Source organism: Methylomonas lenta (genome assembly GCF_001644015.1).
Classification (GTDB): domain Bacteria; phylum Pseudomonadota; class Gammaproteobacteria; order Methylococcales; family Methylomonadaceae; genus Methylomonas; species Methylomonas lenta.
Genome location: NZ_LUUI01000165.1, coordinates 1 through 22,435 on the forward strand (window position 1 = coordinate 1; position 22,435 = coordinate 22,435).

Genomic DNA, 22,435 nt, shown 5'->3' on the forward strand with positions numbered 1-22,435 from the left:
TAACTTAATGGCAGTGAGCTGTCAGGGTGGGTGAACGTTTCGATGACATCGGTTGGGATAGGTTGGACGATGTTGGAAAAATTGCTTCACCATCCTCACCGAAGCGCTATACCGTGCACTCCATCAAGCATCTTGTTTCAATCGAGTGTGGCATCTTAGTGATTCGTTACTGTTTGAACCTTGAGCCATTTGCTGGCCCAAGTTCACCGGTATGGGGAAACGAATGAAATCAAAGGCCGAACTGAGCAGGCCGGGGTTTCTAACCCCGGCCTCAACGTTTAAAACAACTTTGCAATTCCGCAAATAGTTCGAACGGGATAACAAATCCCGTCCGGTCTTTGTTATTGGCGCCGCCGTCATTCCACTAAATCCCATTTTATAAGAGTATCTCACTCAGTTGAGGCGTCAAAAACCCGGCTGTCGTTTTCTAAGTCATTGAAATACTGTCAATAAAATTGTGGCTCAAATGTTGCTAATTAGCTAGGTAGCGTAAAAGAGCCTAAGCTATGAATACACCTAATCTACAATATCAACAAAAAACCGAGCGTCTGACCGATGCCTTTCGGGTTTTTAACGAACTGTCCGAAAATCTTGCCTCGTCTTACCAGGGTTTACAGGAGCAGATCGCTAATCTGAATCGTCAATTGGCGGCGGCTCGGAATGAGCGTTTGACTACCTTAATCGAAAAGGAAAAACTGGCCAGTCGCTTACAACAAATACTGGCAGCATTGCCGGCTGCCGTCATCGTGCTGAATGCTCAAAACAAAATCATCGATTGTAACCAACAGGCTATCCAGTTTTTAGGAGAGCCGCTGTTGGGTCAGTTGTGGCAAACAGTGGTTGCACGTCGTTTGCTGCCGGTGCCGGATTCGCCGCACGAAAGGCAGCTCAAAGATGGTCGGATCGTGAATTTGGTGCTTAATCATCTCAGTAATAACGCGGAACAAATCATTTTGTTATCGGATGTCAGTGAGTTACGTAATTTGCAAGACACATTGGCACAACAAAAACATTTATCGGCCATGGGCGAAATGGTGGCCAGTTTGGCGCATCAAGTCAGAACACCGCTGGCCACGGCTATTTTATATGCCTCACAAATGACCAAACCTGAATTAGTTGCGGTTAAACGGCAGCAATTTTCGGAAAAGATTTTGGAGCGCTTGCACTTTCTGGAACGGCAAGTCAATGACATGTTGATTTATGCCAAGCAGGGGCGGTTGGCTATGCAGGGTTTTTCATTAACGCATCTGTTGAAACATGTTGAGGACAGAATGGAAGGCTTTAACGGTGCGTTTTTACTCGATAGTCAGGTAGATGAAATGACCTTAATTGGCAATGAAGATGCATTGTGTGGGGCGATATTAAATTTAATCAACAATGCCGTCGAAGCCGGCGCAGACGTTATTAGTGTGAAGGTGGAATCAAGCGTGCAAGGTATTGAAATTCGTATCCAGGATAACGGGCCGGGGATAGCGCAAGTTGTGCAAAAGCAATTATTCGAGCCGTTTTATACCACCAAAATCCACGGTACCGGTTTAGGCTTGGCGGTGGTGGACAGTGTCGTCAAAGCACATGCAGGTACTGTGACATGTCAGTCTGAATTAGGCCAGGGCAGTGTCTTTGTTTTAACGTTGCCGATTTGCGAAGCCGAATTGGGATTGTCTTTGGCGGGTGTAGTGCCGGTCATCCAGGAGAAGCATTATGAAACAGTATGATGTATTAATCGTTGAAGACGATATGGCTTTATCCGAAGCCTTATGCGATACCTTGGAAATCGAAGGTTATCGGGTGATGTCCGCCAAAAACGGTATCGAAGCCCTGAGTCAGTTACAAAAGCATGCTGTAGGCCTGGTGGTCAGTGATGTGCAAATGCCGGTAATGGATGGTTTGCAGTTGTTAAACAACGTCCGGCAAAAATTTGAAACCTTGCCGGTGTTGTTGATGACGGCATACGGCACCATTCCAAGGGCGGTAGAGGCTATTCAAGCTGGCGCCAGTGATTATCTGATCAAGCCTTTTGAGGCTAAAACCTTGGTCGATAAAGTGGCTAACTTGATTACTGCCAAACCTAAGCATGAGCTTGAGCGGGTGGTAGCGGATGCGCAGATGAAAAAGCTGTATGGCTTGGCGACTAAGGTTGCTAAAACCAGCGTCACCATGCTGATAGAAGGCGAAAGCGGTACTGGTAAAGAAGTGCTGGCGCGCTATATTCATAGGAATTCGCATTATCATGCCGGTCCTTTCGAAGCTATCAATTGCGCGGCGATTCCGGAAAATATGCTGGAAGCCATGATATTTGGTTACGAAAAAGGTGCATTTACCGGCGCCATACAATCCATGCCCGGTAAGTTTGAGCAGGCCCAGGGCGGCACTCTGTTACTGGATGAAATTTCCGAGATGGATTTAGGTCTGCAAGCCAAATTATTGCGGGTGTTGCAGGAAAAAGAAGTCGAGCGACTGGGTAGTCAGCGCAAGATTGAACTAAACGTCAGAATTTTGGCAACCACCAATCGCAAATTAAAAGATTATGTACAACAAGGCCGTTTTCGGGAGGATTTATATTTCCGCTTAAATGTTTTTCCGATTCGTATGCCGCCTTTGCGCGACCGAGTCGGCGATATTTTGCCGTTAGCGCTGGAGTTACTTAGTAAACATGGACACGGTAAAGCTGATTATCGATTTGATCAGGCTGCAATCGCAAAATTGCTGGCTTATCAATGGCCGGGTAATGTCAGAGAATTGGAAAATGTCATGCAACGGGCCTTGATTTTGTGTACTGGTAATTGCCTGACCGCGGACGATTTGTTGTTTGAAACCGATGATTTTGTCCAATTGAATCAAGCTGATTGTGTTCAAACGCCGATTGATTTGCCCGTAGAGTCAACCTATGTGCTTGAGAATAGCGAAGAAAGTGCCTTGCAAAGTTTGGGCGATGGCGTACGATCAGCGGAAGAAAAAATCATCCTGCAAATTCTTAACGAAGCGCGCGGCAATCGTAAAACTACCGCAGAAAAACTCGGTATCAGTCCACGCACCCTGCGTTATAAAATTGCCCGTATGAAAGAGGCTGGCGTATTTATGCCTTGCTAGGCCTTTGCAGCCTTAAGTTGGCGCAAAAAATGCTTGTTAATAAAAAACACTAGCAAGAGTCATGATTATGTCAGAAATCAATGTCAATCAACTGCTGGCTCAGATGCGGACCATGTCCATCGAAGCCGGAAACAAACCTGCGGTCAGTAACGATTCCGGCGATTTTGCCGCGATGCTGAAGCAGTCCATCGATAGCGTCAATCAGGCACAAAATACCTCCAACGAGTTGGCTGCATCCTTCGAAACCGGTCGTTCTGATGTCAGTCTGGCCGAGGTGATGATTGCATCGCAAAAAGCTGATGTTTCGTTTCAGGCTATGTTGCAAGTGCGGAATAAATTGGTTGATGCCTACAAGGATGTTATGAGCATGCCCATGTAGAGCGCTATACTTTTAAGCCATGAGTGAAGCAAACAATAATTTTCCAGTAGAAGCCCAGCCTCAGCAGTCCGGGCCAGGCGATAAAATGCATCCGGTTGTTAAAAACCTGATGAAATTATCGACTGGACAGCAACTCGGTCTGATGCTGACTTTGGCTGTCAGTATTGCCATAGGCATCGCCGTGGTACTTTGGGCGCAGGCGCCCAGCTATGATTTATTATTTTCCGGTGTGGCCGACAAAGACGCCGGCGAAATTATAGAAGCCTTAAATAAACTAGAGATGGACTATAAAGTCGATCCTGGGACGGGCGCTATTATGGTGCCGGCCGGCAATGTGCGTGAACTTAAACTCAAGTTAGCCGCACAAGGCTTGCCGCGTAGTACGAGCTTGGGTTACGAATTACTGGATAAAGACAATGGCTTTGGTGCCAGTAAAAATGTTGAGTTGATGCGTTTTCAGCGTGCGCTGGAAGGTGAAATTGCCCTAACCATACAAACCATACAAAATGTCAAATCCGCCAAAATATTGTTGGCATTGCCGGTGCAGTCGGTATTTGTGCGGGAGCGGAAAAAACCTAGCGCGTCAGTGATAGTGGAGTTGTACCAAGGGCGTACACTGGATAAGGAGCAGATTGAATCCATTGTGCATTTGGTCGCTTCCAGCGTACCCATGATGGAAGCCAGTCAGGTCACGGTAGTCGATCAAAAGGGGCGCTTGCTGAACAGCAAAGATACCCCGGAAGACATTTCACTGACCTCAAAACAATTTGAATACAAAAAAAATATTGAGGAGCATCTACGCGGTCGCATAGAAAACATCTTGACACCCTTGGTGGGTGGCGACGGCATGCGGGCGCAAATCTCGGCTGATGTTGATTTTACCGTTACCGAAAAAACCCAGGAAATGTTTAATCCGGATTTGCCGGCTCTGCGTAGCGAACAAACTCAAGAAGATCGCAGTGACTTATCCGCAGTGCAAGGGGTGCCGGGCGCGTTATCTAACCAGCCTCCGCCAACAGGCGTGGCACCGGAAGTGACTAGTGGACAAGAGAATCAGGCTGCCACTCAAACCGGATCAGGTTCAGTCAATAAAAGTGCTACCCGAAATTACGAACTGGATAAAACCATTACACACACACGTTTGGCCACCGGCAGTTTGCGGCGTTTGTCGGTGGCGGTGGTGGTGGATGATAAAAGGGCCACTGTTGATGGCAATCTCACCCAGCAAGCTTATTCGCAAGAAGATCTGAATCAACTTCGCGATTTGGTGAAACAGGCGGTTGGCTACGATAGTAGTCGTGGTGATCAGGTGACAGTCACTAATGTCGCATTTAAAGCTGCTGAGGCTTTGGAAGATGTGTCTGAACCCATTTGGGAAAAACCCTGGTTCATGGACGTATTGAAGCTGCTGATCGCTGCTGTGGTGTTGTTACTCTTAATCCTGAAAGTACTGCGGCCTGTCTTTGCCACGCTGTTAGGCACTAGAGAGGAAGAAGAAAAACTCAAAGCCCTTGAGGAAGCCAAAAAAGAAGCCGAAGCCATCGGTGGTGTCGTACGATTTGATGAAAATGGTAAGCCTGTTGCCGTTAGAATAGATCAGGAAACCGGTGAAATGATGGGGTTGTCGGCGGCAGCTGAAGATTTGTTACTATTGGAAGCGCCACAAAGTTATGAAAAACGCTTGGAATACGTGCAAAAATTGATTGATGAAGATGCAAAACTGGTCGCGCAAGTCATTAAAACCTGGTTAAAAGACAATGCCTGAAATTAAATCGACCCTAACGCATGCAGAACGCGCCTCTTTATTGCTGCTGGCTGTGGGGCAAGAGCGCGCCGCTGCGGTTTTAAAGCACATGGGGCCTAAAGAAGTACAAACTATCGGCGGAACCATGGCGCAATTGGGGCCGATTTCCTCCGAAATGGTCGATGGTGTGTTGGAAGAATTTATCATCGAAATCAAAAACGAAACCGGCTTGGGGATGGATTCGGATGAATACATTCGCAACATGCTGACCAATGCACTGGGTGCCGACAAGGCCGGTAGCATCATAGACCGGATTTTACTGGGGGCTAATAGTAAGGGTATCGAACAATTAAAATGGATGGATACGCGTTCGATTGCCGATTTGATTCGTTTGGAGCATCCGCAGATCATCGCCATAATTCTGACCTTGCTGGATCCTGATCAGGCAGCTGATGTCCTGACATTGCTGCCTCAAGGCATGCGTTCTGATATTTTGATGCGTATCGCCACCCTGGAAGGTGTACAACCAGCTGCCTTACGGGAGTTGGATGACATCATGGAGAAACAGCTGACCGGTAGCGATGGTGTCAAATCTTCTCAAATCGGTGGGGTGGACGCTGCGGCCAATATCCTCAACTTCATCGAAAGCTCTATCAGCGATCCGATGATGCAGGACATCAACGAAAACAATGCCGATTTGGCGCAACGGATTCAGGACAAAATGTTCGTCTTCGGTGATTTGATCAATGTCGACGACAGAGGTATTCAAACCTTGTTGCGGGAAGTATCCACCGATCAATTGTTATTGGCCTTGCGAGGTGTCGATGCTGCGTTGCGAGATAAGATTTTTGCCAATATGTCCCGGCGTGCGGCCGACATGTTGCGTGACGACCTGGAAGCGGCACCACCTGCGCGACTCAGCGAGGTTGAAGCTGCACAAAAAGATATTTTGTCGATTGCCAAGCGATTGGCCGATGCCGGTGAGTTAGCATTGGCCGGTGGTGGTGGTGATGACTTCGTCTAAGGGAACAAGATTTTCCCCGGCTGAACTGGAGGCGTTAAATACCTGGACTGATCTGGAAAATTTTGGTGCACCACGCTCGGAAAATGTCGAAGAAGCCGACGCCACTCAAGTGTTGACGGTCGAGCAAATCGAGGACATGCAAAAGCAGGCTTATGCCGAAGCTTTCGAACAAGGTCGCCAGCAGGGCTTTGAACAGGGTTTGAAACAAGGCTTTGATGAAGGCCATATCAAGGGTGTTGAGGCAGGAAACAAAACCGGCTATGAAGAAAGTCAGCATTTGTTGCAGACTCAGGTATCGCAACTTAATCAGTTATTGGAAACGTTAGCCGCTCCTTTCCAGCAGCTTGATCAGGAAGTGGAAAACGAACTGGTTGTATTGGTGATTGCTATTGCTAGTCAGATCATACGTCGGGAAATAAAACTCGATCCCGGCCAAATTATTGCCGTTATCAGAGAAGCCGTGAACGTATTGCCATTGGCGTCGCAAAAAATCACCTTAAATTTACATCCCGATGATGCTGACTTGGTACGCTCGATGCTGAAGTTGGATGAAAATCCTCCGCCTTGGCGTTTACAGGATAATCCATTGATTACCCGTGGTGGTTGCACGATTGAAACAGATATTTCGGCTGTTGACGCCACCTTGGAAAAACGCTTGGCCGCCGTTGTGGCGACGGCATTGGGTGGCGAGCGGCAACAGGATACGCCGCGATGATGCCGGCAGCTGATCGTAATGCTTTGTGGCTGGAACGATTAAAACCTTATCGAGAAAGGCTGCGTGAGGCGCCTGAACTGGTCGTCGAGGGTAAGTTGTCCCGCATGGTGGGATTAACACTGGAAGCCGAAGGCTGCCGGGCGGCGATCGGTTCATTGTGTCAAGTGCTGACTAAAAGCGGTAAAAGTATCAATGCGGAAGTGGTGGGTTTTTCAGCCGGGCGGGTATTTTTGATGCCTACCGGCGACACGCATGGTTTAGATCCCGGCTGCCGAGTGATTCCGCTGGGTAAGAACAGTCTGGCCTCAGTTGGGTTTGGTTTGTTAGGGCGAGTGATTGATGGTGCAGGCAAGCCGCTGGATAGCAAAGGTCCATTGAATACAGACGCTAACGTATCGCTGGCCGGCGTCACCATCAATCCTTTGGCTAGAAAACCGATACGCGAGTCGCTAGATGTTGGCGTCAGAGCGATTAATGCAGTGCTGAGCGTTGGACGTGGCCAGCGGATGGGCTTGTTTGCGGGTACTGGCGTTGGAAAGAGTGTGTTGTTAGGCATGATGACCAAGTTCACTACCGCCGATGTCGTTGTGGTGGGCTTGATAGGTGAGCGGGGCCGTGAGGTTAATGAGTTTGTCTTGAAAATCCTGGGTGAAGAAGGTCTGAAGCGCGCCGTAGTGGTGGCGTCGCCGGCTGACGACTCGCCGCTGATGCGAGTGCATGGCGCTTTGCGTGCTACCAGTATTGCAGAATATTTTCGTGACCAGGGTTTGGATGTACTGCTGTTAATGGATTCTTTGACGCGTTATGCCCAAGCCTATCGAGAGATTGCGTTGGCCATTGACGAGCCGCCAGCCACCAAAGGTTATCCGCCTTCGGTATTTGCCAAGCTACCCCAATTGGTGGAACGGGCCGGCAACGGAGACGTCGACGGAGGGTCGATTACGGCTTTTTACACTGTACTGACAGAAGGTGATGACAACAACGATCCAATTGCCGATGCCGCACGTGGTGTATTGGATGGGCATGTGGTTTTGTCGAGAAATCTGGCGGAATCTGGCCATTATCCGGCTATCGATATCGAGGCTTCCATCAGCCGGGTGATGCCGGATGTTGTCGAAAGCGAACATTTAAAAATGGCGAGAGAATTGCGTCGAATGTATTCAACCTATCAACAAAACAAAGATTTGATCAGCGTAGGAGCATACCGTGCTGGCTCTGATCCGCGCATTGATAAAGCTATCGCTAAAAACCCGGCTATTTTAGATTTTTTGCAACAGGATATGGATGAGGCAGTCGATATGAGTCGCAGTCTACATGAGTTGTCTGAGCTATTGGCTAGTCCATGAAACGATCACAACGTCTAAAAACTATTATCGATTTGCATGCGCGGCAAGAAAAAGAAGCCTTGCAAATCTTGGGTCGCAGTCAACAACAACTTCAGGAGCAACAAGCTCAATTGGAACATTTAAAAACCTATCACCAGGAATATCTGACAAAGCTTGCCGAGCGGCAACAGATAGGTATGAATGTGAGTCAATTGCTGGAGTTTCGCGCCTTTGCAGATAAGCTGGATAAAGCCATAGATGGTCAGCGGCAGGCTGTGGTGGTGAAGGAGCGCGAGTATCAGCGCTCACGCATAAAATGGGAAGATTGTCATCAACGTAGCAAAAGTATGGAAAGACTAGGCCAAATGGCCGTCGCCGAAGAGTTAAAGCTGGAAAATAAGCTGGAACAGAACGAGCAGGATGCCAGGGCAGCTCGGTCTGCCAGAAAGAGTGGCATTGAAAATGCTTGACGTAAGGGAAGTTTAGGAGAGCTATTATGAATATCCAAGGTGTGAATTTACTGTCTTTGTTGTCGGGTTCAGAAAAAGTTGGCAATTTACAGCAAGGCTTATCCGCCGTAACGGGTGATGAAGCTGGCTTTGGATCGGCTCTAATGCAGCAACTCGGCTTGCTGCAAAGCAGTTTGGGCTCTGATGCCGCTGGCCCGGATTTGGCAGGGATTCAATCCTGGATGGAAGAGGCCGCCGCAGGCGGTGATCTGCAGCAAGGCTTGCAAAGTTTTGCCGCTTTATTCGGAAAAGACTTGCCGGTGGCAAATAAGGCCAATTCACAGATAGACTTGCCGCTGGCAAATAAAGCCAATTTAGACATAGACTTGCCGCTGGTAAATAAAGCTAATTCAGAGATAGACCTTGAAGACACTTTGCAAACCCTGGCTGGTGTGTTGCAGCAATTACAACAGCTGGAAACGGATTCTCAAGCGCCGACAACCGCCTCCTTAGTGGAGGTTGTTGATAGTGAAGCTGATACGACTCAATCTTTACAGGCAGAATCCGATCAAGCAGCGGCTATGCTCAATCCCATGCCGATTGTTGTGCCGCAAGCGGAGATTGCAGAACAGCTGAGTGATAGTGTTGATGCATCCGGCTTGCTGGTCGATGCCAAAAAACCGACAGCTGTACTGAGTCAGGAATCTCAAGCTCAAACTGCCAAAATTGACGCCACAATTACCAATCCTGATGATACCGGTTTGGAGTTCGATCGCAGCATCAGTGCCATGATGGCGCGTGATAATGCCAATAGCAAATCACAGCAGGATAAAGCGGCGCTGGACTTACAGTCTGAGACAGCTTTAAGTCAGCTGGATGAGGTGGCGGATAATAGTGAGGCCAATAAATCTTCGCCTAGTAGTATTACGGCTGATATTTCTCGAATGAATAATGTGCTGCGTAGTGAAGCAGCGGCGACTGTGCCCGCCAATCAATCGACACTGGTTAAACATTTTGCCGATCCAGGCTGGCGCCAGGAATTAGGTGACAAATTGATCTGGATGCATAAACAATCTATGCCATCTGTCGAGTTGAGGCTAAATCCTGAGCATCTGGGACCCATTTTGGTCAAAATCGATATGAGCCAGGATCAAGCTACTGTCGCATTCACCGCGCAGAATTTGGCGGTAAAAGAAGCTATCGAAGCGGCGATACCTAAATTGCGGGAAATGTTGGGTGGTCAGCAATTAAATCTGGTTGAAGTTAATGTTTCCCAGCAACAGTCGGATCAAAAGCAACAAGCCAGGGATTTTTTCCAGATGGCCAGCGAACAAGGCCAGCGTCAGCGAGCCGAAGTTGACCCGCTTTCTACTGGCACTGGCAACGAAGCGCAGAATATCGTGGATGAAATTGAAGCGGGTAGAGCGATTGCCACGAATGGTTTGTTGAGTCTTTTTGCCTGATATTTATTTGGTAGCAAGGTCTGCCAACTTATATTTTGGAGTGCAAACCTAGGTTTGCACTCCAAGCGGAAGCCTTTGCCAGGGTCTAGGAAAGAAAATCCTTGCTCAATCTTTAGTCGATCATTAACAACATTGACCTTGCTGGTGAAAGCCACATACTATCTATCGCTTTCCAGGCGAATTGTAGGTTGTTGAGCATGGGGCAAGAAATTAAAACTACGGCCTATCAAGATGCCGACTATCGGCGCTTTCATCAACGGCTGACCGCTGAAACCGAGTTGCTAGGCAAATTCATTCAGAATGGCGTTTGCTCAGAGATATTGCCGGTAGCCGGGTTTGAAATCGAAGCCTGGCTATTGCATGATGACATGCGGCCGGCTCCGCTGAACGAAAGCTATCTGCAATCGTTTAATCATCCTATGGCCTGCCCGGAGCTGGCTAAATTCAATGTGGAAATGAACACGCCACCTGTGCGGCTAACGGGTGATGTGTTTGCCAACATGCATCAAGATCTTAGCAGTACCTGGCTGCAAGCCGAACAACATGCTCGGCAAATGGGCCTGAATCTGCTGATGATAGGCACCTTGCCGACTCTGCAGCAGCATGAGCTTAATCTAGGCAATATGTCTAACCTGAACCGTTACCAGGTATTGAACAAGCGGGTGCTGGAAACGCGCGGTAAGCCCATTTTGCTGGATATTTGCGGGCACGAGCATTTAAAAGTTGAGCATCATGATGTGATGCTGGAAGCGGCCACCACATCCTTTCAATTACATATTCAATGCCCATTGAGTGTGGCGCATCATTTTTATAATGCCTCTATCATCGCATCTGCCGCTATGGTGGCGGTGTGTGCCAATGCACCATATTTATTTGCTAAAGATCTCTGGGCTGAAACGCGTATCCCCATGTTCGAACAAGCAATTGCTTTGGGCGGATATCAAGGTGTGGCTGAAGGGCCTTTGTATCGGGTTAGTTTTGGCTCTGACTTTGCCCGCCAATCGATCATGGAATGTTTTGTCGAAAATTTGCAGCATTTCCCGGTGCTGCTGCCGGAAACCTTTGATGACGATCCAGCGCTATTTTCCCATTTGAGATTGCACAACGGCACCATCTGGCGCTGGAATCGGCCTTTGGTGGGTTTTGATGAGGACGGCACCCCGCATATTCGCATCGAACACAGGGTGCCGGCCGCCGGGCCAACCGTATTGGATGCGATTGCTAATGCGGCGTTTTTTTATGGCTTGGTAAAAAATTTAGCGGATGAAAGAGCGGCTGGGCGGGCGGATTTAAGTTTTACTCAAGCCAAGGATAATTTTTATCAGGCTGCACGCCATGGACTGGATAGTCATATTATCTGGTTTGGCGAACAAAAGCTGCGGTTGAACGCCTTAATCAAAAACGAACTGATGTTGCGTGCTGAGCAAGGGTTGCTGGCGCTGGGTATCGATGCGGGTGATATTAATGTCTATTTGGACATTATCCGTCAGCGCATCGAAAACCAGCAAACAGGTAGTGCCTGGCAGCGGCGGTTTATCCAACACAATCCCGGCGAATTTACCGGTTTGACTAAGCTTTACTTGCAGCAGCAACGACGAGGGGAGGCGGTTGCGAGTTGGGGTGTATAAGCCGGGTGCAGTGGTGTTTGGGAGATTTGATCGTTACGTCGGAAACACCTGTTCTCGTTTGTGTACTCATTAGGTTTATCCCGGCAGCCTAGATGGCTAAATCATAGGAATCCATATTCGGTGCCTAAAACGTTATTTTATGCAGGGAACGATCATATTGTTAGCCTATTTTTTATAGGCCTCAAAATCGCGATAGAATTGAGTAAAGTCAAAAGCCAAATCAATCATGCAATCGATTCTAGTCAGTAATATGGTGCTAAAACAATTCGACTCTCTACCCGACGGTCTGCTGGATATTTCCGTTGAGCATCTGCACCGCCTAATCCCCGAGCCTTCATTATTTCATCTGTCCGGCAAGAGTCAGGAAACTTTGTTCGTGTCAGTGTTGTTGCACGGTAACGAGCCAACTGGGTTTTTGGCGGTGCAAAAGTTGTTGCAAAAATATCAAGAGCAAGCCTTGCCAAGAAATTTGACTTTGTTTTTTGGTAACACCCAGGCTGCGCGCTTTAATATGCGGCGGCTGGATCATCAGCCTGACTTTAATCGCATCTGGCCGGGTACGCCTTTACCGCCGTCGCCGGAAACCGAATGGGCCAAACAGATATGTCAGGTGATGCAACAGCGGCATGTGTTTGCCAGTATCGATGTGCATAATAATACCGGCTTGAATCCGCATTACGCCTGCGTCAATAAATTGGATGAAGCTTTTTTGCATTTAGGGCTGCTGTTCGGACGTTTGTTAGTGTATTTCACCCATCCCAAGGGCGTGCAATCTGGTGCGTTTGCAGAGTTTTGTCCGGCTGTGACGCTGGAGTGCGGGCGTCCGGATCAGCCTTACGGTGTTGAGCATGCGTTTCAGTTCATAGACAGTTGTCTGCATCTACATGAATTTCCAGCGCAACCGGTCGCCAGGCAGGATGTAGATATTTACCATACAGTGGCGCAGGTAATGGTGGATGAGAAAATCAGTTTTGGTTTTAACGGTGACGAGGTTGATTTGGCGCTGAATCAGGAATTAGAACGCATGAATTTTACCGAAATTCAGGCCGGTACGGTATTAGGTGAGGTTAAAGGCGGGCGCATGCCACTGATTGCCAGGGATAATGATGGCAACCCCATTACGGAGCAGTTTTTCGAATTGGTGGCAGGTCAGTTACAAATTACTAAGTCGACCATGCCGTCGATGTTGACATTGAATCAGCGTGTGATTCGGCAGGATTGCTTGTGTTATTTGATGGAGAGATTGATTATTTGAAGGTAGTTGGATGCCGTAAAACCCAGTATTTAAGCCTTTGTTAAAAAGAACTTTGCAATATAGCCTGGTCGGATTTTATAATGGTCGGCTTTTGGGGTATTCCATCCCAAATCCTTGCTTCACCACTCGTGCGAGTGGGAGGCTTTTAAAACCGTAAGGAGAAATCATGCGTCATTATGAAATCGTCTTCTTGGTACACCCTGATCAAAGTGCTCAGGTACCTGCCATGATTGAACGTTATAAAGCTACTATCGAAGATGCTGCTGGCAAAATTCACCGCCTGGAAGACTGGGGTCGTAGACATCTGGCTTTCCCCATTAAAAAAATTCATAAAGCACACTATGTGTTGATGAATATCGAATGCGATCAAGCGACTCTTGAAGAATTGGAAAGTGGTTTCCGTTTCAACGATGCGATCTTGCGTAGCCAAACTTTGCTGCAAAAAGAAGCGATCACCGAGCCTTCAGTGATTGCCACCAGTGGCAACGATGGTCAAAAATCCGCTAGCCGCGTTAAAGAAGAAGTTGAAGAAGAGGTAAGTGATTCAGAAGTGGAAGTAACTGAGGATGCTGCTACTGAAACAGAAGTTGAAACTGAATCCGAATAATCCGTATTGAATCAAGAGAGTTATCATGGCACGTAATAACATTAGACGTAAAAAAGGCTGCCGCTTCAGCGGTGAAGATGCAACCATCATCGATTATAAAGACATTGATTTGCTGGGTGAATTCATCACCGAAACTGGCAAAATCATCCCTAGCCGTATCACTGGCACCAGTGCGAAATATCAAAGACAGTTAACGTCAGCGATTAAACAAGCACGTTTTCTGGCGCTGATACCGTTCTGCGACGCACACAAATAATTTAGGTTATCCGGAGAGCCGTCGTGCAATTTCTGGCAGCTTACATCATGAAGGGCAGGTTGCAAGCCATGACGGTTGCAGCGGCTTTGGCATTGCTGTCATTGGCGTTTCCTCCGGTTAGTATCGTAAGTTCGGCCTCGGTGGCATTGGTTACTTTGCGACGGGGTGGTAAAGAAGGTTTGTATGTGTTGCTGTGCGGTTGTTTAGCAGCAGCAGTATTGAGTGTCTTCTTGAAAATTGGTTACCAGTTTGCCTTGCTTTACGGCTTGGTATTGTGGATGCCGGTATGGCTGATTTCCATTGTGTTGCGCGAAGGTAAACACCTGGGTGTGGCGATTGAAATTGCTGTATTGCTGGGCATAGCAGCTGTGTTGGGTTTTTATATCTATCAACCGCAACCGGCGCAACTTTGGGGTACGGTGTTAGCTGCGATGATGCAGCCGATGCTGGAAGCAAAACCTGATGTGCCTGTCGAGCAAATCAAACAAACAGCGCAAGTTTTCGCCCACTTTATGACTGGGGCTATTGCTGCCGGTAGTGTTTACGGCTTGTTGTTTGGCTTGTTTCTAGCCAGATGGTGGCAATCGGCGCTCTATAATCCCGGTGGATTCAAAGCCGAGTTTTTAGCATTGAAAGGGCATAAACAGCTGGCAATTGCCACTATGATATTGGTTGCGGTGGCTGGTTTATCGTCCGGTGTTGTCGCCGAGATAAGCTGGAATACGCTATTAGTATTGTTTGTGCTGTATACCTTTATTGGTACTGCAGTGCTGCATGCTTGCTTCGCGCAGATGAAAGGCAGTCGATTTATGGTGCCACTGCTGTATCTGACCCTGATATTGATTCCGCATGTGATGGTGATTATTGCTATATGTGGATTGACCGATAGCTGGCTGAACTTACGAAATAAAATTTCAAATAAAACGGCTGACTAAATGCAGCCTTCATTCGACAATTGGTCGATTAACGAGGTAGATAAAGATGGAAGTTATACTTCTTGAAAAAATAGCAAACCTGGGTGATCTGGGTGACAGAGTCACCATTAAGTCAGGTTATGGCAGAAATTATTTGATTCCACAAGGCAAGGCGGCCAAAGCCACAGTTGCCAAAATCAAAGAGTTTGAAGAACGTCGCGCTGAGCTGGAAAAACATGCTGCAGAAAAATTAGCTGCGGCAACTGCACGTGGTGAAGCCATCAGCAAACTGAGCATCACTATCGCGCATAAAACCGGCGATGAAGGCCGTTTGTTCGGTTCTGTAGGCACCCAAAATATCGCTGAAGCGATTACTGCGGCTGGCGTTAAGGTAGAAAAAAGCGATGTGCGCATGCCAACTGGCGTTATTCGCCAAGTGGGTGAATACAACATCGCGATCAACCTGCATACCGATGTGATTGTTACGTTGCCGATCAAAATCGTTTCAGAGTAAGCCCATGATCATCGTGACCGGCGGTGCCGGTTTTATAGGCAGTAACCTGATACTGGGTTTAAATGCCCGCGGTTACGATGACATTTTGGTAGTCGATCATTTGACCAATGGGGTCAAATACAAAAATCTGGTCGATTGTCGGATTGCGGATTATATGGACAGAAGCACCTTTCTGGAAAAACTCCAGCAAGGTGTATTTCCCGCCGAAACCATAGAAGCCATATTTCATCAGGGCGCTTGCTCAACCACCACTGAGTGGGATGGTCGTTACATGATGGACAACAATTATGAATACAGCAAAATTCTGTTTCATTATTGTCAAAGCCACAAAATCCCGTTTATTTACGCATCCAGCGCAGCCACTTACGGCGCCGATCCGACTTTTAAGGAAGATTTGGCTTACGAAGGTCCGTTGAATGTGTACGGTTATTCCAAGTTTCAATTCGATCAATATCTACGCAGACATCTGCATAAACTAACCGCGCAAGTGGTGGGTTTACGTTATTTCAATGTCTACGGTCCGCGAGAATTCCATAAAGGCAGCATGGCTAGCGTTGCCTACCATTTGAACAATCAGATCAAGGAATCCGACGAGCTTAAGCTGTTCGAGGGTTGCGATGGCTACGGTAACGGCGAACAACGCCGCGATTTCGTCTACGTCGGCGACGTAGTGGATATCAATCTGTGGTTCATGGACAACCCGCAAGTCTCCGGTATTTACAATTGCGGCACCGGACGTAGCCAGACCTTTAACGACGTTGCTAATGCGGTGATCAACTATCACCAGCGCGGCCAGATCAAATACATTCCTTTCCCAGAGCACCTGAAAGGCTGCTATCAAAGTTTTACCGAAGCCAATCTCGACAATCTGCGCGCAGCCGGTTGCGACCAGCCGTTTAAAACGGTCGAACAGGGCGTGCAGCTGTATATGGAGTGGTTGAACCGCTAAATTCCGCAGTATTTTCGCTTACACAAATCCCTAGCCGGGCACAAAATCCAAGGTGCAAGATTCTTTTGCAGCGTGTAATTGCCCATTCATTAGTTGTTTGGTTAATACTTCGCTGCGCGCCATGTATACATCGGTTAATTCTTTAAAGGCTTCGGGCAAATGGTGTCGTTCCAGGCGCGACAAATGACCGTCGAAAGCGGCCGACACGCAAAGTAAATCCAGTAAAAAATAGCGTTCATGGGTTTCGACTTGATCTAATAGTGCTAAAAAGTCCTCCCAATTGTCATATTCGCAACGCTGATCAATCTTAAATTTATTACACAGCTTGACTAACAGCATCAACATGTTGGGGTGGTAGTTTTGTGCCAATACCATCATGGTCGCAACGGCTCTGATAGCGCCTTCCCGGCACTTGGGGCTGAGCTGCTCAATAAATTCATCGGTCAGCAGATTATTGACGATATGTTCGGCAAGCTTATTGCCGAATAAACGCAGCCTGGCTTCACGAGCGACTTTATACAGTGTGAAGGCATCCCAAAACCCAGTGATTGGCACACCCAGCCAGCTGACGGCAAGCCGAACTTCGCCTTTGCCGACTAAGCGCACCAAGATGAATTTCACCAGTACTGTGCTGAGGATGACTTTGGCTTTATATAAAAACGTCACTAACAGCAGCTTGGATTTGGAAAGGTGTTTCAGCGGATCGATACCCAAATAATGAATCACCGGATCTGGCACTTCCAATGCGGCCCTCGCCAGCAAATTTGGTACTTCATCGTCACCCGGTAAGACAACGCCCTGGTTAGACTGGTTGTGCCCGCTCAAACAAGCCAGACTGTAAACCGTTTTTAAACCCAGCCAAAACAGTACTGCCATTTCCAGTATCAGCATTACAGCCAGGGTAAAACCGTATAGCAAATAGTAAGGTATCGTCTCCATACTGGCCTGATAAGTCCACTCGACCCAGATTGTGACAAAAGTGGTCAAGCCGCCTATGCCGAAGCCGATGACAGCCGCAAAAGCAGTAATATTGCTGGCCAGGGTGGTTAACGTGTTATCTGGTGGTAAGTCATCGATGGCAACGTTTTTTAACCCGGAGGTGCCATATTTTTTTGACAGGTAGCGGTAATATCTAACGCCGATACGCTCTAGAAAACCGGGTGTTTCTTCTTTGAGATCAGTCGATTTTGAGCTGGCTTCAGCGGGTGTAGACATATTTGGCCTCTTGTGTTCAACGCAAAACTTTTATGAGTCACTTTGTACCATAGATCTGTTGCAGTGGTGCGCGGGAAGCAACAGAGTCAAGGTTTTCGAATTGGCGTGACTTACACCCAGCTAGATTGGTTAACCAGTTTGGAATTGCAGTGAGCGAGAAGTACTCTGGTTTGGGTGCCACTATTTCGTTCACGAGCTTTGCATAATTTCCACGATTTCAAAGCCGTTTGACAAGATACCCTTTATTTCCAAAAAAAACGGAACAAATACAAACAAATGATCCAATAAGTCTTAGCGCTATGTTCGCTCAAAACAAAGTACAGCCCTCTGGACAGTCGGGCTTCAAAGTTGGCCCATAAAACCAAGCGCTATTGTTCTTACAATTTATTAAAAATTCATAATAATCGCCACTAAGCACAGGATGCCAGCAATAAGCCAGGCTGTTCTATGCTGACCGACATTAGTGCCTCTCACTCCATGTAACGTGCTGTCAGTGACCAAGAGGATCATATTTTTTTGAAAACAGACTAGACATCACGCCTTATTATGTATGACAATAAATAAATAATTCATACTTCTGACGTTGGCAGACTTGCCTGCAGCATACTGAAACCCAGCAAAGACGACACTTTTACCTAACTGTGGGGATGAAAATGCGTGTGGTATGGGAATCAGATTAAGCGCGCTATGTCGGACACCGGTTTCTGCGGCGACTTTTTCGGCAAAGTTACGGATTTGCGGCGTGAAGCCGCGTAGAAATAAGGTTTCCAGGCAGTCATCGTGATCGAGATGCAGATGCATGGTTGAAACCACCAGGTCATGCGCTTGGTGCTGATGAGCGGTCAGGCGTTCGGCCAGATTCGTTGGTGATTGTAAACGTATGACAGCGTGGTGATGCACTGTCGGGTGTTGATCCATTGATCGAAATCGTCGGCCAGAGCGTCACTGAGAGAGGTAGCAAAACGTTCCAAAGTGAGGCTACTTTATTTTCTTATTGTTAGTGGAAGGAAAATTATAACCCAAGGCTTTACGCACACCGATCGTGACAACCACCTCGATGTGCCTGGATTTTTGATTTAACACTTATTTTTGAGGTCTTCATGCACGCAGGCGAATACATACACGATCATTTCAGCAAAATCGTCATTCGTAGCCAAGTAGCAATTGCTTTGACATTGTTATTGCTGCTGCCTGCCGCCAATTTCTTTTATCCGACCGACTACAACCTGAAAGCGGGGATTCATGGCGTTAGTGCGATATTGGCCATCGTCATTGGCACTTACCTCACCCACAGAGCGATTCCGTTACTCAAAGGTATGCATGTCCGATTGGAATCCCTACGTCGCTGGGTATTGATCGCCACCCTATTAAATTTAACAGGCGCCATTAGCGGTAACTGGATTTACATGCGCTATCGCGGTCAGGATGGGCCGCGCGACTGGATACTGGCCCACGTACCTAATTTTCATAACGTACTGATGGAGTTCAAGGAATTTGTTTCCTTGTTCCCTTTCCCTTTAATGCTGGCCGCCACCTTCACGCTGTATTACTACGGCATGCCGATTCAATATCGCCGCGATATTACCCGCTTTGTCGGCATCACCATTCTGGTGTCATGGAGCTTTTTACTGCTGGGATTCGCGGCGGGTCTTGTGTTAGCCAAATTACGTTTCGTTTAATCGGGAGCTTAGTATGCAAAACCCAGCAGACAATCAGCAAGCACTGCATTCCGGCCCGGTAGTCGCCGCCAGTTTGTCATTATTATTGGCGTTTTCAACCTTAATGATCAGCCATCATATTTCCAGATTGAGCAGGGAACTGGACAACATTGTGCATGCTTATGGGCACTGGATACCGGGATCGACCGGAAGCGGGCCTGACGGTAGCATAGGTTCCTACTCTGGCAAGGAAACTTTAGCCTTGATGGTCTGGCTAGGTAGCTGGCTGATTTTTCATTTCTTATGGCGGAAACAGGATTTGTCTTTACAAGCTTGGACCCGGTTTTTTGTCGTCAGTCTGGCTGTTATTACGCTGGGATTTTTTCATCCATTGTCTGACCCTATTGTGTTGTTTGTCGCTGGTCTATTCGGGATACATTAATTTTCATTATGAGAAAAATTGCTGCTAAATCTTTATCGGCCTTATTGCTGTTAATCTTCAGCCCGATCGGTCACGCGGAAGGCGTACTCCTGAAATCCGACCCTAAAAATAATGCCGAAGTCGCCAGTTTTGACGGTATCGTCAAGCTGTGGTTTAGCGGTAATGTCAGCGAGCGCTCCCCATCGGTAGTCGTGGTAGACGCTAAGGGTAATCGCGTCGACAACGCCGATACCCGGCTAGTGCTTGGCGAACGTCATCGTTTAACCGCCACCACAAAACCACTATCGCCTGGACCTTATGCCCTGCGTTATCGGGTGGTGACCGAAGATGGTCTGATCGTCAGCGGCGTATCGAAATTCTCCATCACAGGTCAAGCAGCCGGCGCTGAGGTGCAGCCATGAACACTGCCCGTGCTTTCCTAATCTTCACCTTACTTGTCACAGTCGGCCAAACAGTTGCCTCTGTGCCTCTGGGTGGCAATCGCAAAGGCGCTGGCGGCAGTTACGACATGTATGGCTGCATGCAAACCAATGACTATTACGTGGTTAATTTTGCCGGCTATCAGGTAGCGCCAAACCAAGCCAAAGACAGCAAAAGTCTGCCGGAAGCCGAATGCATAGACCTGCCGGCTACCGGTAAAACCCAAATCAGCATCGATTTGCTCGATCTGGATCTGCGCAAAAAACCGGTGGCATTAAAAATTCTGCGTGAAGACGGGCAAACCGTCGCCGAACTGCCGATGGCTATCGCTAAACAAGGCGTACTATCGACCATGGTCGATTTCAAAACCGCCGGCAAATATCAGGCGGTGCTAATGGTCGACGATACCGACCTGCATACGCCACCAGAAGTCAGTGCCTTGCATATACCGATAACCGTAGCGTTGGTCGCTGAACAGTCCGGCGGACAAAACGGCCTGTTGATACTGTTTAGTATCATCGGTCTCATCGTTGCCGCAGCAGCTTACTGCGTGCCACGGCTGCTCAAGCCGCAATCGGCTGAATCTGCACACTCAAGCAAATTTTAGCCATCAAAGGAATTTAGCATGAAATCAACCGTTATTCGATTTGGTCTGGCTCTAGGTGTAGCCACTCTGTTGGCGGCTTGTGCTTGTCATCAGCCAGCCGAACAAGAGCATACTTACTTCACGCCCGGCTTGGGTGAAATCATGGCGCAAAGCGCGGCTCGCCATGCCAAATTGTGGTTTGCCGGGCAGGCCAAAAATTGGGATTTGGCGGCTTATGAAGTGGATGAATTGCTTGAAGGTTTTGAGGATGCCGCCACATATCACCGCACTCACAAGCAAATCAAACAGCCTATTCCGGAATTGATCGCCCAATACATGGATCAACCACTGACAGGACTCGAACAAGCGATCAAAGACAAAAATTTACCAGCTTTCACCCAGCGTTATGACGACTTGACGGCAGGCTGCAACGCGTGCCATCAAGTAACCGATTTCGGGTTTAACCGCGTGACTAGGCCAACCTTTAACCCGTTTGCCAATCAGGCATTCGGACTAGCAAACTAAAAACCAAGTCAACCTGGAGAACAGGATCGCAGCGCAGTCTATCCAAAAAGACAAGAAAGCTTATCCAGCAGTCGATTACAAAATGTACGCCATGTAATGAACCGATTTTTGATTAAACTTTAGCAATAAAGCTAGGAGACAGTGATGAAAGGCAAAGCAAGATATTTTCAAATGTTTAGTTTAATGGCAATAGTACAACCTATTATTGCTGAGGCGCACCCTATGCACTGGTCAAGCGAATCGATTGGTTTTCTGAGTGGCTTGATCCATCCCTTGTCAGCTTCCGACCACATTATTACCATGCTGATCGTTGGTTTCTGGATATCTCAAGCAAACAGGCGAACGCCCAAGCTGATGATAGCTATTTTTGTTTCTTTAATACTGATGGGTGTTGGCTTGACCCTCATCCCTGTCGAGATTGCGAATACCGAAACCATCATGAATCTATCCGTTATAACGCTCGGATTGATATTGATTTCAGGTCATAAAGTATCCTCACTGTTCGCTGTATTGGTGGTGGGTAATCTTGCTTTATTTCATGGTTATGTGCATGCCTATGATATTTGGTTAGATCGCAATGGCCTCGCTTATACAGCTGGCTTTGCTTTGGCAACAGCGGCATTGATCACAGTGGGTATAGCCATAAGATCACTGATTGATCGTTTCGCGCCAAAAAATAGTGCTCAATTTATGGGCAGAATATCTGAGCAGTAATGTTTCGATTTGTCAGCAGTCTAAGCAAAAGGTTAATTGTGAAAATTTATGCGACATTCATTCATCATAAGGAGTAGGTCAAAAACTGAAATTAACAACCATACCAACAGCACATTAATCAACAAAATAAATCACTTAATAAAGAGTCAGTCTATGCCACTTAAGAAAATTTTTATCACTTTCATCCTGTTTTTTTCAATGCTGGGCCTTTCAGGTTCAACATTTGCGAAAGAAGCTAAAAAAAGTAACGCTGAAATACTTGTCGAGGTCGACAGCAAAATTCAAGCTGCTTTGGATGCCATCCCTGCAGGGGATTCTAAAGCAATAGCGTCGTTGATTAAGGAAGCCTCCGAAACGGCCGGCGACCTGAGTGCGAGCTATAAATATGAGTTCGAACGTGATAAAGCCAATATTAAATTGAAAAACGCCAGAAACTTAACAAAAAAGTCTGATTTCTCCGGAGCGGAACAAGACTTGAAAAATGCCAGAGAACTTTTTGCAAACCTACCCAATTTCGAATAGGGAAATTAAGCGGTAGAAAATACGTAAGCGCCCTTAAATCC

At 47.4% G+C, this 22,435-nt stretch carries 25 protein-coding genes; 23 read left to right on the top strand and 2 right to left on the bottom strand.

Going from position 1 to position 22,435, the window contains the following annotated elements:
• Nucleotides 1-506 precede the first annotated feature (506 nt).
• The 16 genes from A1359_RS21065 to rfaD all read left to right on the top strand — a co-directional run bounded on the left by A1359_RS21065 (nt 507) and on the right by rfaD (nt 16,312).
• Nucleotides 507-1,715, top strand: a complete 1,209-nt coding sequence (locus A1359_RS21065; protein ID WP_066988093.1) for a sensor histidine kinase — start codon at nt 507-509, stop codon at nt 1,713-1,715.
• Nucleotides 1,702-3,090: a sigma-54-dependent transcriptional regulator gene (locus A1359_RS21070; protein WP_066988095.1), complete on the top strand. Its 1,389-nt coding sequence runs from the start codon at nt 1,702-1,704 to the stop codon at nt 3,088-3,090. Before A1359_RS21065 ends, A1359_RS21070 begins: the two co-directional genes overlap by 14 nt.
• Nucleotides 3,091-3,157: 67 nt before the next feature.
• A complete protein-coding gene (gene fliE, locus A1359_RS21075; RefSeq protein WP_066988138.1) occupies nt 3,158-3,469 on the top strand; it encodes a flagellar hook-basal body complex protein FliE in 312 nt (103 codons plus the stop codon).
• Nucleotides 3,470-3,488: 19 nt separating this feature from the next.
• A complete protein-coding gene (gene fliF / locus A1359_RS21080) occupies nt 3,489-5,234 on the top strand; it encodes a flagellar basal-body MS-ring/collar protein FliF (RefSeq protein ID WP_083960755.1) in 1,746 nt (581 codons plus the stop codon).
• Entirely contained in the window at nt 5,227-6,237 is a 1,011-nt protein-coding gene (gene fliG, locus A1359_RS21085; protein ID WP_066988097.1) for a flagellar motor switch protein FliG, read from the top strand. Before fliF ends, fliG begins: the two co-directional genes overlap by 8 nt.
• Complete coding sequence (locus A1359_RS21090; RefSeq protein ID WP_066988099.1) at nt 6,224-6,952, top strand: flagellar assembly protein FliH; 729 nt, start codon at nt 6,224-6,226, stop codon at nt 6,950-6,952. Before fliG ends, A1359_RS21090 begins: the two co-directional genes overlap by 14 nt.
• On the top strand, nt 6,949-8,298 hold the full coding sequence (gene fliI, locus A1359_RS21095) for a flagellar protein export ATPase FliI (protein ID WP_066988101.1): 1,350 nt from the start codon (nt 6,949-6,951) through the stop codon (nt 8,296-8,298). The genes A1359_RS21090 and fliI overlap by 4 nt, the downstream gene beginning before the upstream one ends.
• Entirely contained in the window at nt 8,295-8,747 is a 453-nt protein-coding gene (gene fliJ / locus A1359_RS21100; protein WP_066988103.1) for a flagellar export protein FliJ, read from the top strand. The genes fliI and fliJ overlap by 4 nt, the downstream gene beginning before the upstream one ends.
• A gap of 26 nt (nt 8,748-8,773) precedes the next feature.
• The gene (locus tag A1359_RS21105) at nt 8,774-10,189 is read left to right on the top strand and encodes a flagellar hook-length control protein FliK (protein WP_066988104.1); all 1,416 of its coding nucleotides are present in this window, start codon (nt 8,774-8,776) and stop codon (nt 10,187-10,189) included.
• Nucleotides 10,190-10,386: 197 nt separating this feature from the next.
• The gene (locus tag A1359_RS21110; protein ID WP_066988106.1) at nt 10,387-11,817 is read left to right on the top strand and encodes a glutamate--cysteine ligase family protein; all 1,431 of its coding nucleotides are present in this window, start codon (nt 10,387-10,389) and stop codon (nt 11,815-11,817) included.
• A gap of 226 nt (nt 11,818-12,043) precedes the next feature.
• Nucleotides 12,044-13,072: a M14 family metallopeptidase gene (locus A1359_RS21115; RefSeq protein WP_198159426.1), complete on the top strand. Its 1,029-nt coding sequence runs from the start codon at nt 12,044-12,046 to the stop codon at nt 13,070-13,072.
• Between the two features lie 166 nt (nt 13,073-13,238).
• Nucleotides 13,239-13,679 carry a 30S ribosomal protein S6 gene (gene rpsF / locus A1359_RS21120; RefSeq protein WP_066988108.1) on the top strand — a complete coding sequence of 147 codons (441 nt, stop codon included), beginning with the start codon at nt 13,239-13,241 and terminating at the stop codon, nt 13,677-13,679.
• Nucleotides 13,680-13,704: 25 nt separating this feature from the next.
• Nucleotides 13,705-13,935, top strand: a complete 231-nt coding sequence (rpsR, locus tag A1359_RS21125) for a 30S ribosomal protein S18 (RefSeq protein WP_066988110.1) — start codon at nt 13,705-13,707, stop codon at nt 13,933-13,935.
• A 23-nt stretch (nt 13,936-13,958) separates the two neighbouring features.
• Complete coding sequence (locus A1359_RS21130; RefSeq protein WP_066988112.1) at nt 13,959-14,870, top strand: YybS family protein; 912 nt, start codon at nt 13,959-13,961, stop codon at nt 14,868-14,870.
• A 46-nt stretch (nt 14,871-14,916) separates the two neighbouring features.
• The gene (rplI, locus tag A1359_RS21135; protein WP_066988115.1) at nt 14,917-15,363 is read left to right on the top strand and encodes a 50S ribosomal protein L9; all 447 of its coding nucleotides are present in this window, start codon (nt 14,917-14,919) and stop codon (nt 15,361-15,363) included.
• Between the two features lie 4 nt (nt 15,364-15,367).
• Nucleotides 15,368-16,312: an ADP-glyceromanno-heptose 6-epimerase gene (gene rfaD / locus A1359_RS21140; protein ID WP_066988117.1), complete on the top strand. Its 945-nt coding sequence runs from the start codon at nt 15,368-15,370 to the stop codon at nt 16,310-16,312.
• 30 nt (nt 16,313-16,342) lie between these two features.
• Here rfaD and A1359_RS21145 read toward each other — a convergent pair whose 3' ends face one another.
• Nucleotides 16,343-17,527, bottom strand: a complete 1,185-nt coding sequence (locus tag A1359_RS21145) for an LBF_2804 family protein (RefSeq protein WP_066988119.1) — start codon at nt 17,525-17,527, stop codon at nt 16,343-16,345.
• Nucleotides 17,528-18,061: 534 nt separating this feature from the next.
• Nucleotides 18,062-18,445, bottom strand: coding sequence for a hypothetical protein (locus A1359_RS21150; RefSeq protein ID WP_066988121.1), 384 nt, complete (start codon nt 18,443-18,445; stop codon nt 18,062-18,064).
• A gap of 182 nt (nt 18,446-18,627) precedes the next feature.
• Between A1359_RS21150 and A1359_RS21155 the strand changes: the two genes are divergently transcribed.
• From A1359_RS21155 to A1359_RS21185, 7 genes are all read left to right on the top strand, one after another.
• On the top strand, nt 18,628-19,206 hold the full coding sequence (locus tag A1359_RS21155; RefSeq protein WP_066988123.1) for a hypothetical protein: 579 nt from the start codon (nt 18,628-18,630) through the stop codon (nt 19,204-19,206).
• 13 nt (nt 19,207-19,219) lie between these two features.
• Nucleotides 19,220-19,627, top strand: a complete 408-nt coding sequence (locus tag A1359_RS21160) for a hypothetical protein (RefSeq protein ID WP_066988125.1) — start codon at nt 19,220-19,222, stop codon at nt 19,625-19,627.
• A gap of 8 nt (nt 19,628-19,635) precedes the next feature.
• Nucleotides 19,636-20,028: a copper resistance CopC family protein gene (locus A1359_RS21165; RefSeq protein ID WP_232322441.1), complete on the top strand. Its 393-nt coding sequence runs from the start codon at nt 19,636-19,638 to the stop codon at nt 20,026-20,028.
• Nucleotides 20,025-20,654 carry a hypothetical protein gene (locus A1359_RS21170; RefSeq protein ID WP_066988129.1) on the top strand — a complete coding sequence of 210 codons (630 nt, stop codon included), beginning with the start codon at nt 20,025-20,027 and terminating at the stop codon, nt 20,652-20,654. The genes A1359_RS21165 and A1359_RS21170 overlap by 4 nt, the downstream gene beginning before the upstream one ends.
• Nucleotides 20,655-20,672: 18 nt before the next feature.
• Entirely contained in the window at nt 20,673-21,158 is a 486-nt protein-coding gene (locus A1359_RS21175; protein WP_066988131.1) for a hypothetical protein, read from the top strand.
• A gap of 144 nt (nt 21,159-21,302) precedes the next feature.
• On the top strand, nt 21,303-21,872 hold the full coding sequence (locus A1359_RS21180; RefSeq protein ID WP_066988133.1) for a HupE/UreJ family protein: 570 nt from the start codon (nt 21,303-21,305) through the stop codon (nt 21,870-21,872).
• A 153-nt stretch (nt 21,873-22,025) separates the two neighbouring features.
• Nucleotides 22,026-22,394 carry a hypothetical protein gene (locus A1359_RS21185; RefSeq protein ID WP_066988136.1) on the top strand — a complete coding sequence of 123 codons (369 nt, stop codon included), beginning with the start codon at nt 22,026-22,028 and terminating at the stop codon, nt 22,392-22,394.
• The last annotated feature ends 41 nt before the right edge of the window (nt 22,395-22,435 follow it).

Bases quoted from the DNA above. Each gene is read 5' to 3' on its own strand.
- A1359_RS21165 (WP_232322441.1), top strand. From the start codon at position 19,636: ATGAGAAAAATTGCTGCTAAATCTTTATCGGCCTTATTGCTGTTAATC.
- A1359_RS21175 (WP_066988131.1), top strand. From the start codon at position 20,673: ATGAAATCAACCGTTATTCGATTTGGTCTGGCTCTAGGTGTAGCCACT.
- fliG (WP_066988097.1), top strand. From the start codon at position 5,227: ATGCCTGAAATTAAATCGACCCTAACGCATGCAGAACGCGCCTCTTTA.
- rpsR (WP_066988110.1), top strand. From the start codon at position 13,705: ATGGCACGTAATAACATTAGACGTAAAAAAGGCTGCCGCTTCAGCGGT.
- A1359_RS21160 (WP_066988125.1), top strand. From the start codon at position 19,220: ATGCAAAACCCAGCAGACAATCAGCAAGCACTGCATTCCGGCCCGGTA.
- A1359_RS21065 (WP_066988093.1), top strand. From the start codon at position 507: ATGAATACACCTAATCTACAATATCAACAAAAAACCGAGCGTCTGACC.
- A1359_RS21115 (WP_198159426.1), top strand. From the start codon at position 12,044: ATGCAATCGATTCTAGTCAGTAATATGGTGCTAAAACAATTCGACTCT.
- rfaD (WP_066988117.1), top strand. From the start codon at position 15,368: ATGATCATCGTGACCGGCGGTGCCGGTTTTATAGGCAGTAACCTGATA.
- fliF (WP_083960755.1), top strand. From the start codon at position 3,489: ATGAGTGAAGCAAACAATAATTTTCCAGTAGAAGCCCAGCCTCAGCAG.
- rplI (WP_066988115.1), top strand. From the start codon at position 14,917: ATGGAAGTTATACTTCTTGAAAAAATAGCAAACCTGGGTGATCTGGGT.
- fliE (WP_066988138.1), top strand. From the start codon at position 3,158: ATGTCAGAAATCAATGTCAATCAACTGCTGGCTCAGATGCGGACCATG.
- A1359_RS21155 (WP_066988123.1), top strand. From the start codon at position 18,628: ATGCACGCAGGCGAATACATACACGATCATTTCAGCAAAATCGTCATT.
- A1359_RS21105 (WP_066988104.1), top strand. From the start codon at position 8,774: ATGAATATCCAAGGTGTGAATTTACTGTCTTTGTTGTCGGGTTCAGAA.
- fliJ (WP_066988103.1), top strand. From the start codon at position 8,295: ATGAAACGATCACAACGTCTAAAAACTATTATCGATTTGCATGCGCGG.
- A1359_RS21150 (WP_066988121.1), bottom strand. From the start codon at position 18,445: ATGGATCAACACCCGACAGTGCATCACCACGCTGTCATACGTTTACAA.
- A1359_RS21170 (WP_066988129.1), top strand. From the start codon at position 20,025: ATGAACACTGCCCGTGCTTTCCTAATCTTCACCTTACTTGTCACAGTC.
- A1359_RS21090 (WP_066988099.1), top strand. From the start codon at position 6,224: ATGACTTCGTCTAAGGGAACAAGATTTTCCCCGGCTGAACTGGAGGCG.
- A1359_RS21110 (WP_066988106.1), top strand. From the start codon at position 10,387: ATGGGGCAAGAAATTAAAACTACGGCCTATCAAGATGCCGACTATCGG.
- rpsF (WP_066988108.1), top strand. From the start codon at position 13,239: ATGCGTCATTATGAAATCGTCTTCTTGGTACACCCTGATCAAAGTGCT.
- A1359_RS21185 (WP_066988136.1), top strand. From the start codon at position 22,026: ATGCCACTTAAGAAAATTTTTATCACTTTCATCCTGTTTTTTTCAATG.
- A1359_RS21070 (WP_066988095.1), top strand. From the start codon at position 1,702: ATGAAACAGTATGATGTATTAATCGTTGAAGACGATATGGCTTTATCC.
- A1359_RS21145 (WP_066988119.1), bottom strand. From the start codon at position 17,527: ATGTCTACACCCGCTGAAGCCAGCTCAAAATCGACTGATCTCAAAGAA.
- A1359_RS21180 (WP_066988133.1), top strand. From the start codon at position 21,303: ATGAAAGGCAAAGCAAGATATTTTCAAATGTTTAGTTTAATGGCAATA.
- fliI (WP_066988101.1), top strand. From the start codon at position 6,949: ATGATGCCGGCAGCTGATCGTAATGCTTTGTGGCTGGAACGATTAAAA.